Here is a 12,289-nt window from a genome sequence, read left to right as displayed (position 1 = left end):
AAATACTGTGCCAATACTTACAAAAGGATATGGTTTTTTTAAGGCAATTAATATTCTAAAACTTATAGCTATACCCCAATCGTATTACTTGCGATTCTGAATAATTAGCACTTGTATAACTAAAAACATCTCCGGTAATTTCTGTTTTTACTACCATAGTATTTAAAAGGTCGGTTGCGTTTAAGAAGATTTCTCCCTTTCCTTTTTGTATGTTCTTTTTAATACCAAAATCTAAAGAAAACCGAGACTTTATTTTTCCTTGCGGAATAATATCAGCGGCTAAATATACTGCACTCAATTGTGCATTTACTTTATTAGAAAGTTGCATGGTGTTATTTATTTTTAAACTCCCAGAAGTAATGGCTTGTTGGGCTGCAAAAAAGGTATTGGGTTGTGGGTATAAATTTTCAACTGAAAAAGCATTAATTTGATTTTGATAAAGGTTTCCATTAATATTCATAGAGTACCAATCTGTAAGATCTTGTTCGTAAACCATTTCTAAGCCTGAGTTAAAACTTTTTCCTGCATTTTGAAAAATGGCATAAAATATATTACTTGTGCCATCTGTAGAAGAAATTCTGGTAATAGTTCCATCAGCAAAGCGATGGTATAATGCTGCGTATAAACTCCCATTTTTCCAATTGGTTTTATAGCCAAACTCAATAAGATTGGTAAATTGTGGACGCAAATCTGGATTTCCTACTTTTATTAATTCTGCATCATCATACTTTGGAAAAATACGGATGTCAACTTCATTAGGTCTATCTACACGACGATTGTAAAATAAGGAAACCTTATTGTTTTCATTCATTTTATAGGCAAATCGCATATTTGGGAAAGGTTCTGTATAATTGTATCCGTCGCTAGAGTATGTGTTGTGATCTGGATTTACAAGATAATTTAAATCGACATATTCTAAACGTAAGCCAATTTCTGCTTCGTATTTTTCGTTTTCAAAACTATAATTTCCATACACCGCAGGAATGATTTCTTTGTATTCTGCCCAACCACCAGCACCTGCATCAATTGGTGAGTTTTGTCCTTGAAAAAAAACCATATTAATAGGTATGTTTCTTTTTCTTAGTTTGATTCCTGTTTCGAACTTACCATGTTTTAGCGGTTTTATATAATCAATATTAAAATCATAAACTTGCTCATCAGAAAGCAATACAAAAGAATCTAAACCAGTAAAAGTAGGGCGTATGTTTTCAAAAAAATACTTTTCATCCTCTCTGTGAAACGTATAATTAAAACCGATGTTTAATAAACGGCCTGCTTCTTCAAATTTGTGCTGATAACTGGCAGTTGCCATAACGGTTGTTTTAACTTCATCTTCTAAAAATCTCCATAAATACAAGCGTTCATTGTTTTGATCAACAAAAGGTTCATCACCATTATCAATAATAATTTCGCTTCCAAATAAACCAGAAACAGTTAAGGTATTTTGGTCGTTTATATTCCAATCTAAACCAGACTTTAGTGTTGTAAACTTGGTATCTCTATTTCTTTTGGTCTGTCTGTTAATAATGGTTCCGTCATCGTAAACACGATTTACAAATTCGTTTTTATTCAACGTTTCTGTGTACAAATAATCGCCTTGAAAAAATAGATTCACCTTATTTTTTCTATAATTAAGAGACAAAGACGGATTAATTTTTGGTGTAAAAGTGTACTGTGGTCTAATGTCTGGTAAATTTGCTTTACGCTCCCATAAAGAGCCTAAACCTCCTGTAAAACCAACTTTACCATTAAAACCTTGTACTTTATTTTTCTTGAAAATAATATTGATGATTCCTGCATTTCCATTGGCATCATATTTTGCAGAAGGATTGTTAATAATCTCAATTTTATCAATAGCAGAAGCCGGAATATTATCTAACCCACTTTGATTTCCAAAACCAGTTAAGGCTGTTTGTTTACCATCAATTAGTACCGTAACTTTATCATTTCCTCTTAATTGTACTTTTCCTTCTTGTAGCGTAACACTCGGTAAATTTTGCATTGCTTGTAAAACAGAGCCTCCATTCTGACTAATATTATCTTTTAATGAATAGGTTTTTTTATCCATTTTACTACTGATTTCATTTTCTGCAGATGTTACCACAATTTCATCAAGAGAAATACTATTTTCAGTAAGTTCGATGGTTTTTATATCTAAAAACTTAGAAAGACTACCTACATAAATAGTTTGTGTTTGGGGTTTAAACCCCATAATAGAAACTTCTAAAATGTAGGTACCTGGTTTAATTTGTTCAAGTGTAAAACGACCTGTATCATTGGTTGCAGTTCCTGATATAAAAGCGTTGTCTTTTTCTTTTTTTATAAGTACACTAGCGTACGGAATGTTTTGTTGTGTTTCTTTTTCGATGACTATACCAGATATGGTAACATTAATTTGCGAAAATATCCCTGTAGAAAAGAAGCTAATTGCAAGAAATAAAAGATTTTTTTTAATCATCTATTTTTTATGCAATAATAATTATAAAATTTTATACTTTTAAACACAAGCACAGATATTATATATTATTTCTAGCGTTATAGGAACCTTTATTGCTCTAATAGAAATTACAAGTTACTTTATAAAAATATTAAATATATTAAGTATTTTAATTCCACCAATTTCTGCTATTTTTATTGCAGATTGCTTTTTTATTAGAAAACAAAAATATGATTTACCAAATTATAATTTATCAGCAATTATAAGTTGGGTTTTTAGCTGTGTAATAGCCTTTTTAGCAACTTACAACATCATTACATTAACGTCTATCTCTTTTTTTGATTCATTTATCGTTGCTTTTATTTTGTATTTAGTTTTAAAAAAATTGATTAAATAAATCATTGCAAGCTATTAAAATTATTGTGTTAGAATTAGGAAGAAATAGTCCGTTTGTACAAGTATTAATTTTATTAGTACACATCTTCATTTAGATACAAGTTTACCAAGAATAGCGTATCTGCAAATAATTATACAATGGTACAGAATATTTTATTTAAACGTAATCTTGAAAAAAAAATATAATATTTTAATTACATTTATTAAAACTTTGTATATTCGCAACCCATTAGAAATAATGGGTTGTTTTTACAACAAAAAGCCGATGTAGCTCAGCTGGCTAGAGCAGCTGATTTGTAATCAGCAGGTCGTGGGTTCGAGTCCCTCCATCGGCTCTAAAAAACAACAAATTACATACGTAATTTAGAAGTTCATTAAAATAATAAATAAAGGGGAGATACTCAAGCGGCCAACGAGGACGGACTGTAACTCCGTTGACTACGTCTTCGCAGGTTCGAATCCTGCTCTCCCCACAATTTACTCTTTAATGATATTGTTTATAAGTACTTCTAAATTAATATTTGTAATATATAAAGCCTACTAACGGCTTTAAAAATAATAAATTACGCCAGTAATTTTGATGTTTATTGAAATAGTAAATTACAGGGGAGATACTCAAGCGGCCAACGAGGACGGACTGTAACTCCGTTGACTACGTCTTCGCAGGTTCGAATCCTGCTCTCCCCACAATTTACCTATTTAATGATATAATAAACTAAACTCCTTCTTATTTTTACTGAATAACCTTAAACATCGTAACACTTGTTTTATGTTTAAAAAATAATTAGTGCACTCTATTTAAAGAGCCTATTAGAAATATTATAAAACCAATGTACAGAATTCTCCGTTTAAACTAAAAGAAAAAAACGAATGCTTAACCTATAAGTACAACTGTTTAATATTAAAACAACACTTATTGCAATATTTAGAATTAGCCTAAATAGGGAACTACTTTCTAAAAGAGTTTCTTTAAAATAAAACAGTATTTAAATAATTTAGCTACTGTTTTTAATTAGTACCCAATCGTAGTGGCTTAAAGCTGATAAATAATAAAGTGTATATAAATAACAAGGCTAAATACCATGTATTAGAAACTAAATCTAGGTAATCTATTTTTCCGTTAGAGAAACTTAATATCATTAAAACTTGTGCGCCATAAGGTAAAAGACCTTGTGTAATACAGGCAAATATATCTAGTATGGATGCTGTTTTTTTATTGTCTAAATTGTACTCATCATTAATCGTTTTTGCAATAGGACCAGCAATTATTATAGACACAGTATTGTTGGCAATGGCCATATTAATGGTGCTTACTAAAGTTGCAATGCCAAATTGAGCTGATTTTTTACTTTTTATAAGTGTCTTAATTTTAAGAAGTATAAAATCAATCCCACCATTTTTTTTCACCAAAGCCGCTAATCCACCTGTAAGCAAGGATAATAAGAAAATTTCTGTCATACTTGTAAAACCAGTATAGGCTATTTTAGTCGATTCAAGAAGTGTGAAATCTCCATACATTAAACCTAAAAAGACACCAGAAAGAACACCCAACAATAAGGTTACAAATACATTAACACCAAGTATAGATAAGGTAATCACCAATATATAAGGTACTATTTTTAGTACAGAATAGCTATACGTTACAGTTTCAGATGCTACATCTTTTAATCCTAAACCTTGAATAATTAAGATTGCAATGGTAAATAGCGCAGCGGGAACAGCAATTTTAATATTTTGTTTAAATTTATCACTCATTTTACAACCTAAAGACTGAGTGGCAGCAATGGTGGTATCAGAAATTACAGATAGATTATCACCAAACATGCTACCGCCTAATAATGCGCCACAAAGTATAGATAAATCTACACTACTTTTTTCTGCAATACCGATAACAATTGGTGCTAAAGCAACAATGGCACCAACTGAAGTACCTGTAGAAACTGATAAAAAACCAGCAATTATAAAAATACCAAAGTAAATATATTGTATGTTAATATAATCTAACCCAAGGTTTACAATAGCATCTACACTACCTGTAGATTTTGTAATGGTAGCAAAGGCACCTGCTAATAAATAGATTAAACACATGGTTAAAATCTTATCATCTCCACAACCTTTTAGCAGCGTTTTAATTTTAGAATTTATAGATTGTTTAAACATTAAAAATGCTACAATAATACCTGCTATCACTGCAATAGGAGCAGGTAATGCATAAAAATCGTTTTGATAAATACCAACACCTAAAAACGTACATACAAATACGAATAAGGGAATTAATGCGCTAAATTTGGGGGTAATTTTTTTTGAATTTGCCATGTTACTTTTTTCATTCTAAAAAGGACATAGCAGCTTATAAGTAGAAGTATGAGTTAACATTGGTTCCAATTAATTGGCTTATCTATTTAGCACCTTGCTCGTTATTGCAGGTTGCTATCTCCTTTTTTTTGAGATTCTTGATACTTAATTTAAGGGCGCGAAATTAGTGTATAAAAGGATAATTATGTCTTAAAAAACGTTAATTTTTTTAAAAAATTAATAGACAACATTACTTAAATGTACAATTGGTAAAAAGGTGGTTTAAAATATTAGAAAATTAGAACTATGACAATGAAGAAAAGTTTATTTAAAACATTCTTCACACTTTCCTAGCAATAATACTTGAGATACAACAACTTTACGATTAGGAATATTAGGAATAAGAACATCTGTTGGTAAACAATCTACTTTTCCACAATCTAAACATTGAAAATGTGGATGCACATCATGATGTTCGGTATGAGAGCAATCTTTACATTTTGCATACCATTTATGTCCGTTTTTTCCTAAAAATGAATGTAATAAACCATCATCTTCTAGTTTTTCTAAAATACGATATATGGTCGTTTTATTCATCTGTAAATGAAGTTGCTCTATTAAAGTAACCACAGAAATAGCGGTTGCTTTTTTTTCAAACTCATCAAGCAATATTTTAACAGATTTTGTTTTTCTTAAAATTCCCATTACACAAATATAACGTAACTAAAGGGCAAAAAAAAATAAATTCATATTTACTACAACTAAGTTGCATTAGTTGTTAATAATGTTATATTTGCAACTTAGTTGTATTAAGGTAAATTATGATATTTATAAAACAAAAATCAGATAGTATAGGAGCCATAGCAAGTACATTCTGTCTTATTCATTGTGTTGCTACTCCGTTTATTTTTTTAGCACAAAGTATTGGCGTGCCCAGTTGGTGGGGATTTTTAGATTATGTATTCTTAATAATCTCTTTTTTTGCTGTACAACGTTCTGTACAAACAACTTCTAAAAATTGGATAAAAACGGCCTTATGGTTTAGTTTTTTTTCTTTATTGATGGTGATAATTAACGAAAAAAATGAATGGTTTTATTTAAATGATAAATTTATATATATACCAACAATAGCATTAATAATTTTACACTTATATAATAAGAAATATTGCCAATGCAATAACACAAAATGCTGTATAAATGAAGGAAAAAGAACAAATTGAAATCGTAGGAGATAATCATTTTTCATCAAACATTAAAACACCTTTACGTGCAGATGCATTTGATACATCTGATGATGAAAAAATTAAGAATATAGAGTATCATTTTAAAATGATTATGAAAGAGATGGGGCTAGATTTAACCGATGACAGCTTGTCTGGAACTCCATATCGTGTTGCAAAAATGTATGTAAAAGAATTGTTTTATGGATTGAATCCTGCTAATAAACCAAAACTTTCAACATTTGAAAACAAGTACGGATATCAGAAAATGCTGATAGAACAAAATATCACCATAGATTCTGCTTGCGAACATCATTTTTTACCAATAATAGGTCATGCTAATGTGGCATACATACCAAAAGACAAAGTAATTGGTTTGTCTAAAATTAATCGTTTGGTAGATTATTACGCACGTCGTCCGCAGGTTCAAGAAAGGTTGGTACTTCAAATTCTTAATGATTTACAACAAGTTTTAGGTACTAAAGATGTTATTGTTTCGGTAACAGCAAAACACCTTTGTGTTTCATCAAGAGGTATAAAAGACCAAAGTAGCTTTACAACAACTTTAGAATACGGTGGCTGTTTTTCAAAAACTTCAATTAGAAATGAATTCTTAAAAGTAATAACAGATCAAAAATTATAAAAAGATAACCTAAAAAAAAGCATTGAAGTTTGAAAATTATTTTTTGATTTTATACTTGGTAAATATTTTTACTATGATGATAATATTATGCAAAAGAACCCTACAAGTAAATGGCCTTTTGATAAAGATACTATTCCTAAACCGGCAGTGGTTGCTATTACTGGAGATTTAATAGAAAAAATGAATCATTTACACAAAATAGAAGCATAACAATTATATTTTTTTAAAATGAAAAAACTACCTGTAACTGTATTAAGTGGTTTTCTAGGTGCTGGAAAAACTACCTTATTAAATCACGTATTACACAACAAAAAAGGCCTAAAAGTAGCCGTTATTGTAAATGATATGAGTGAAGTAAATATTGACGCTCAATTTATTGAAAATGAAAATACACTTTCTAGGACCGAAGAAAAGCTAGTTGAAATGTCTAACGGATGTATCTGTTGTACATTAAGAGAAGATTTAATGGTGGAAGTAGAAAAGTTAGCTAAACAAAACAAATTTGATTATTTATTAATTGAAAGTACAGGTATTAGCGAACCAATTCCTGTAGCACAGACTTTTACTTTTGAAAGTGAAGATGGCAAGATAGATTTAAGTCGTTTTAGTTATATAGATACTATGGTAACTGTTGTAGATGCTTTTAATTTCTTAAAAGATTTTTCTAGTGCAGATTATTTGGCTACAAGAGAATTAACCAATATAGAAGGAGATGATAGAACGATTGTAAACCTATTAACAGATCAAATTGAGTTTGCTAATGTTATCCTTATTAATAAAATTGATTTGATTTCTGAAGATCAATTAGAAGAATTACGTGCTATTATTCAGAAACTAAACCCAGAAGCAAGTATTATAGTTACAGAAAAATCTAAGGTTGTTTTAGAAAGTGTTTTAAACACCGGTTTGTTTGATTATGAAAAAGCTGAAGCATCTGCAGGATGGTTAAAAGAATTAGAAAACGAACACGTACCAGAAACAGAAGAATACGGAATAAGTTCTTTTGTTTTTAGAAGTAAAAAACCATTTCATCCAGAACGTTTTTTAACCTATTTAAATCAACGTTTTCCTCAAAATATTATTAGAAGTAAAGGGTTGTTTTGGCTGGCTTCAAGATCCGATCAAGCACTGCTTTGGAGTTCTGCAGGTGGTTCTTGTAAAGCAGATAGCGCTGGTGTTTGGTGGGCATCTATGCCTTTTTCTAAACGAATTGATAATGCTACTTTTAATGAAAATATAACGCAAATAGAATCTGGTTGGGATGCACAATTTGGCGACAGAAAAATAGAATTGGTTTTTATTGGACAACATTTAGATAAAGACGGAATGATTGCTGAATTAGAAGATTGTTTACTCACATCTCAAGAGTTACAAGTATGGAAAAATAAATCATTTCCTAAAAATGATCAATGGCCAATAGCGGTATAGCAATTTAGATAAGGTAGATTTTAATTTAAAATGATACAAACAGAAAATCTTAAATATCAATATAAAAAAGGAACAACTATTTTCAGTTTTCCTAATATCGCCTTAGCAAAAGGAGAAAATTTATTGATTTTAGGAGCGTCTGGTATTGGTAAAACAACACTTTTACATCTTTTAGCGGGTTTATTAAAACCTGTTAAAGGAAGTGTATACATAGATAATGTAGCTTTAAATACACTAAATAGTAGCCAATTAGATGCATTTAGAGGTAAAAATATAGGACTTGTTTTTCAGAAAAAACACGCCATTCAATCTTTAGATGTATTTGATAATTTAAAAGCACGTCTTTTATTTAGTAAAACAGCTATCAATAAAAATAAGATTGAAACCTTATTAGAAGAATTAGGCTTGTCTAATCATAAAAAAAGTAAAATTAACCAACTTAGTGAAGGTCAGTTACAGCGATTAGGTATTGCTTTATCTGTGGTACATTATCCACAAATTATTTTAGCAGACGAACCTACTTCTAGTTTAGATGATAAAAACTGTAAAATTGTAATTGATTTATTAATAGATCAAGTAAAGCAAACCAATGCCAATTTAATTGTAATTACGCACGATCAAAGAATAAAATCATGCTTCCAAAATTCAATAGAATTATGAATCTTTGGAGTCTTAGTTTACAAAATATAAAGTCTAAACCATTATACACTTTTTTAAGTGTTCTAATATTATCCTTAAGTATCGCTTTACTTTTAGGAATTCAACAATTAAAAAGGTCTTTTAAAAATCAATTAGAAAATAATTTAGGCAACATAGATTTAGTGGTTGGTGCTAAAGGAAGTCCGTTACAGTTGGTTTTAGCTTCGGTATTGCATTTAGATAATCCCACAGGGAATATTTTATACAAAGAAGCCCTAAAATTAAGTAAAAATCCTATGATTAAATCTGCCGTACCCATTTCTTATGGCGATAATTATAAGGGATTTAGAATTGTAGGAACAACAAATACGTTTACCGCTCTTTATAATGCCGAATTAGAAAAAGGGCATAACGTAGAAAAATCTATGCAGGTAGTTTTAGGAAATGCTGTCGCTCTAAAATTAAACATTAAAATAGGAGATACGCTATTAAGTTCTCACGGACTCATAGAAAATAATATCGAAATACATCAAGAAAGTTTTACGGTAGTTGGGGTTTTAAAACCCACACAAAAGGTAATTGATCGTTTAATACTTACCAATTTAGAAAGTGTTTGGGAGGTGCATCATCATGAGGAAGAAGAACACGATCATCTAGAGCATCATCATGAAAAAGAAATAACCTCCTTATTAATCAATTTTAAAAACCCTAGAGGATTGTTAACCTTTCCTAGACGTATTAATAAGCAAACAAATATGCAAGCTGCTTTACCTAAATACGAGTTGCATAAATTGTATGAATATACCAGTATTGGCTTTCAAACTATTTCTTTAATTGCCTATCTAATTCTTGTTATTTCTTGTATTACCATATTTATAAGTCTCTATAAAATGGTAAAAGAACGTGCTTTTGATTTGGCAATTTTAAGAACTTATGGAGCTAGTAATTTTCAGTTGATAAAAATGATTTTTTATGAAGGATTTATCGTTGTGTTTTCTTCATTTTTACTTGGTTTTTTATTGCTGAAAATAGTATTGTATTCTGTATTTTATTTTATGGAATCAATTGATCATCAAAATATACTTAAAGCCTTGTCTTTAAATGATGTATTGGAAACTGGATTTCTAATTTTAACCATGGTAATTGTATCGGTTTCATTAGCAATATATCCAATCATAAAAATGAACATATCAATAATATTAAGTAATGAGAAGTAAAGGGATATATGTGTTTTTTTTGTTTATTTGTTCGTGCTGTTTCTGTCAACAAAAAGTGACTTGGCAAGACTTATCTAAAGTAACATTTACAGATACATATTTTTCTGAATACGATGATTATTTTATGTATCCTACATTTTCTGCTTCGGTAAAAGCTTTAGAAGGAAAACAAATAACAATTACAGGCTATTTTTTAGATGTTGTAGCCAAAGAAAATGTATTTATGTTATCTAAAGGTCCCATGGCATCTTGTTATTTTTGCGGAGAAGGAGGTCCAGAATCTGCCATAGAATTTGAGTTTATAAATGAACAAAACTTTAAAACAGATGATATTGTTAGTATAACAGGCATCTTAAAACTAAATAAAGATGATGTTGAGCATTTTAATTATATTTTAAAAGAGTGTAAAGGTGTAAAATTTAAGTAAATACAAGCAACTTAGAAACCAATAAATAATTTAAGAAGTCGTTTTAAAATAAGGTTATATATTTAGAAAGAATTAAATTAGAACTAAAAAATATGGAAGCTATTATTACCGTTGTTGGGTTTTTGGGAGCAGGTAAAACTACAGTACTAAAATATTTAATAGAAAGTTATATTAACAAAGGTTGGCATCCGTTTGTTATTCTTAACGATTATGAAAACGCAACTATAGATGCACAACAATTTACAAAAAAGTTAGGTTTAAATAGCATAAAACCTTTAATGGGGAGTTGTATTTGTTGCAGCGGTATTGTAGAACTTAGAAACACGGTAAATAGAATTCCTAAAAGAGAAAAAGGAATTACGTTAATTGAAGCCAACGGAACATCAGATGCGTGTTCTTTAATGGAATTTTTAGGCGTGGGACTTCATGATCGATTTTTACCGCCAATTCAGATTTCTGTGGTTGATGTTAAAAACTGGCAACAAAGAGGAGAACATAATGAGTTAGAAGCAAATCAGATTATGGTTTCATCTTTATTAGTTTTAACACATTATACAAACGTATCGGAAAATAGAAAAACGCACGTAATAGCGCAATTAAATAAACTAAATCCTTTTGCCAAAGTAATCACTATAGATAATTTGGATGCTTTATTACTTCCAGAATTGTTACCTTCTAAAAATACATCAAAAGAACTCGATCATCAAAAAGCACATTGGGCTTCTTGCTCTGTAGATTTACCAGATTTACCAAACTTAAAATGTATTGAAACCATTTGTGCTGCATTGCCCAAAAGTATTCTTAGAATAAAAGGATGTACTAAAATTAAGGGCAATACCCAGTACACGTATTTTGAACGCACTCCAGATGGTACTGTGCATATTAGACCTTTTAACGGAAGTCCTATAACGGGTTCTAAATTGCTAAGTATTGGTCCAGGTAGTGAACCTTCTGTGCTTAATAATGCTATTAATGCAAGTATTTTGTCCTTGTAAAACAGGACTCATTTTTTTTCTTGTTTGTTCCTTCCAAATTTCTAATTTTAAAAAATAAATTGCTTGTTTATAAAACTATTTTTATAAACGAAATTGCGAAGTCTTGTTGCGATGAACGAAGAAATCTGAAGCAACCAATTAGCCAAAAGAGGAAACTCTGGCGGAACCAATAAATTTATTTTATAAGATATAAAACAACGATAGGAGAGAAGTGGGATGTGGCTGTAATTAGTTATTAATGGTTAATAACCTATTTTAAAACACTAATAATAAGAAACTTAATTATAACCTATTTTATATTTAACTATTTAAATTGCTAATAAAAAATATGGCTAGAAAATGTTTCATTTCTTTTAAAACATAAGGTTATGACTACAAGTATTATATTCAAAATAGTTTGGATATAGATATGATTGACAAATACTGGTCATTTTAAACAAGAAAATTATCTAGCGAGTTTCGTGTTTTTTTATAGTATTTGTAGATACAGTAATATTATTGTTTTTTGTTTTAAAAAAATTAATTAATAAGTTGATTAAAAGATACTTAATGGGTGTTTAGTAAAGTTTTTGTATATATCTAAAAATTAAAA

11 protein-coding genes, 3 tRNA genes and 1 riboswitch are annotated in these 12,289 nt (G+C 29.6%); of the genes, 11 read left to right on the top strand and 3 right to left on the bottom strand.

What is annotated here, in order from left to right:
- Nucleotides 1–55: 55 nt before the first annotated feature.
- The gene (locus GQR92_RS02325; protein WP_158837611.1) at nt 56–2,458 is read right to left on the bottom strand and encodes a TonB-dependent receptor domain-containing protein; all 2,403 of its coding nucleotides are present in this window, start codon (nt 2,456–2,458) and stop codon (nt 56–58) included.
- Nucleotides 2,459–3,094: 636 nt separating this feature from the next.
- On the opposite strand from GQR92_RS02325, the gene GQR92_RS02320 reads away from it, so the two are divergent.
- The 3 genes from GQR92_RS02320 to GQR92_RS02310 all read left to right on the top strand — a co-directional run bounded on the left by GQR92_RS02320 (nt 3,095) and on the right by GQR92_RS02310 (nt 3,520).
- Nucleotides 3,095–3,168: transfer RNA gene (locus GQR92_RS02320), tRNA-Thr, on the top strand.
- Between the two features lie 56 nt (nt 3,169–3,224).
- A tRNA-Tyr gene (locus tag GQR92_RS02315) sits at nt 3,225–3,306 on the top strand.
- 132 nt (nt 3,307–3,438) lie between these two features.
- Nucleotides 3,439–3,520: transfer RNA gene (locus GQR92_RS02310), tRNA-Tyr, on the top strand.
- A gap of 321 nt (nt 3,521–3,841) precedes the next feature.
- Here GQR92_RS02310 and GQR92_RS02305 read toward each other — a convergent pair.
- Nucleotides 3,842–5,149 (bottom strand): Na+/H+ antiporter NhaC family protein, encoded by a 1,308-nt coding sequence (locus tag GQR92_RS02305; RefSeq protein ID WP_158837610.1) that lies wholly within the window; start codon nt 5,147–5,149, stop codon nt 3,842–3,844.
- 49 nt (nt 5,150–5,198) lie between these two features.
- Nucleotides 5,199–5,298, bottom strand: a riboswitch (SAM-I-IV-variant riboswitch).
- Between the two features lie 154 nt (nt 5,299–5,452).
- The gene (locus GQR92_RS02300; protein ID WP_158837609.1) at nt 5,453–5,833 is read right to left on the bottom strand and encodes a Fur family transcriptional regulator; all 381 of its coding nucleotides are present in this window, start codon (nt 5,831–5,833) and stop codon (nt 5,453–5,455) included.
- A 116-nt stretch (nt 5,834–5,949) separates the two neighbouring features.
- On the opposite strand from GQR92_RS02300, the gene GQR92_RS02295 reads away from it, so the two are divergent.
- From GQR92_RS02295 to GQR92_RS02265, 8 genes are all read left to right on the top strand, one after another.
- On the top strand, nt 5,950–6,348 hold the full coding sequence (locus tag GQR92_RS02295) for a MerC domain-containing protein (protein WP_158837608.1): 399 nt from the start codon (nt 5,950–5,952) through the stop codon (nt 6,346–6,348).
- Nucleotides 6,326–6,991 (top strand): GTP cyclohydrolase I FolE, encoded by a 666-nt coding sequence (gene folE / locus GQR92_RS02290; RefSeq protein WP_158837607.1) that lies wholly within the window; start codon nt 6,326–6,328, stop codon nt 6,989–6,991. Before GQR92_RS02295 ends, folE begins: the two co-directional genes overlap by 23 nt.
- 87 nt (nt 6,992–7,078) lie before the next feature.
- Nucleotides 7,079–7,201 (top strand): hypothetical protein, encoded by a 123-nt coding sequence (locus GQR92_RS18100; protein WP_302849597.1) that lies wholly within the window; start codon nt 7,079–7,081, stop codon nt 7,199–7,201.
- Between the two features lie 18 nt (nt 7,202–7,219).
- Nucleotides 7,220–8,419 (top strand): GTP-binding protein, encoded by a 1,200-nt coding sequence (locus GQR92_RS02285; protein WP_158837606.1) that lies wholly within the window; start codon nt 7,220–7,222, stop codon nt 8,417–8,419.
- 30 nt (nt 8,420–8,449) lie between these two features.
- Nucleotides 8,450–9,079, top strand: a complete 630-nt coding sequence (locus GQR92_RS02280; protein ID WP_158837605.1) for an ABC transporter ATP-binding protein — start codon at nt 8,450–8,452, stop codon at nt 9,077–9,079.
- Nucleotides 9,052–10,275: an ABC transporter permease gene (locus tag GQR92_RS02275; RefSeq protein WP_233269961.1), complete on the top strand. Its 1,224-nt coding sequence runs from the start codon at nt 9,052–9,054 to the stop codon at nt 10,273–10,275. The genes GQR92_RS02280 and GQR92_RS02275 overlap by 28 nt, the downstream gene beginning before the upstream one ends.
- Before the next feature lie 55 nt (nt 10,276–10,330).
- A complete protein-coding gene (locus GQR92_RS02270; RefSeq protein ID WP_233269959.1) occupies nt 10,331–10,702 on the top strand; it encodes a hypothetical protein in 372 nt (123 codons plus the stop codon).
- Nucleotides 10,703–10,794: 92 nt separating this feature from the next.
- A complete protein-coding gene (locus GQR92_RS02265) occupies nt 10,795–11,697 on the top strand; it encodes a GTP-binding protein (RefSeq protein ID WP_158837603.1) in 903 nt (300 codons plus the stop codon).
- The last annotated feature ends 592 nt before the right edge of the window (nt 11,698–12,289 follow it).

The sequence above is a fragment of the Polaribacter sp. L3A8 genome (genome assembly GCF_009796785.1).
In the GTDB taxonomy this organism is placed as follows: Bacteria; Bacteroidota; Bacteroidia; order Flavobacteriales; family Flavobacteriaceae; genus Polaribacter.
This window is presented reverse-complemented; position numbering and strand designations above follow the sequence as displayed.

What these genes read in the sequence shown, in the direction of transcription:
- GQR92_RS02325 (WP_158837611.1), bottom strand. Translation starts at nt 2,458, where the DNA reads ATGATTAAAAAAAATCTTTTATTTCTTGCAATTAGCTTCTTTTCTACA.
- GQR92_RS02305 (WP_158837610.1), bottom strand. Translation starts at nt 5,149, where the DNA reads ATGGCAAATTCAAAAAAAATTACCCCCAAATTTAGCGCATTAATTCCC.
- GQR92_RS02300 (WP_158837609.1), bottom strand. Translation starts at nt 5,833, where the DNA reads ATGGGAATTTTAAGAAAAACAAAATCTGTTAAAATATTGCTTGATGAG.
- GQR92_RS02295 (WP_158837608.1), top strand. Translation starts at nt 5,950, where the DNA reads ATGATATTTATAAAACAAAAATCAGATAGTATAGGAGCCATAGCAAGT.
- folE (WP_158837607.1), top strand. Translation starts at nt 6,326, where the DNA reads ATGAAGGAAAAAGAACAAATTGAAATCGTAGGAGATAATCATTTTTCA.
- GQR92_RS18100 (WP_302849597.1), top strand. Translation starts at nt 7,079, where the DNA reads ATGCAAAAGAACCCTACAAGTAAATGGCCTTTTGATAAAGATACTATT.
- GQR92_RS02285 (WP_158837606.1), top strand. Translation starts at nt 7,220, where the DNA reads ATGAAAAAACTACCTGTAACTGTATTAAGTGGTTTTCTAGGTGCTGGA.
- GQR92_RS02280 (WP_158837605.1), top strand. Translation starts at nt 8,450, where the DNA reads ATGATACAAACAGAAAATCTTAAATATCAATATAAAAAAGGAACAACT.
- GQR92_RS02275 (WP_233269961.1), top strand. Translation starts at nt 9,052, where the DNA reads ATGCTTCCAAAATTCAATAGAATTATGAATCTTTGGAGTCTTAGTTTA.
- GQR92_RS02265 (WP_158837603.1), top strand. Translation starts at nt 10,795, where the DNA reads ATGGAAGCTATTATTACCGTTGTTGGGTTTTTGGGAGCAGGTAAAACT.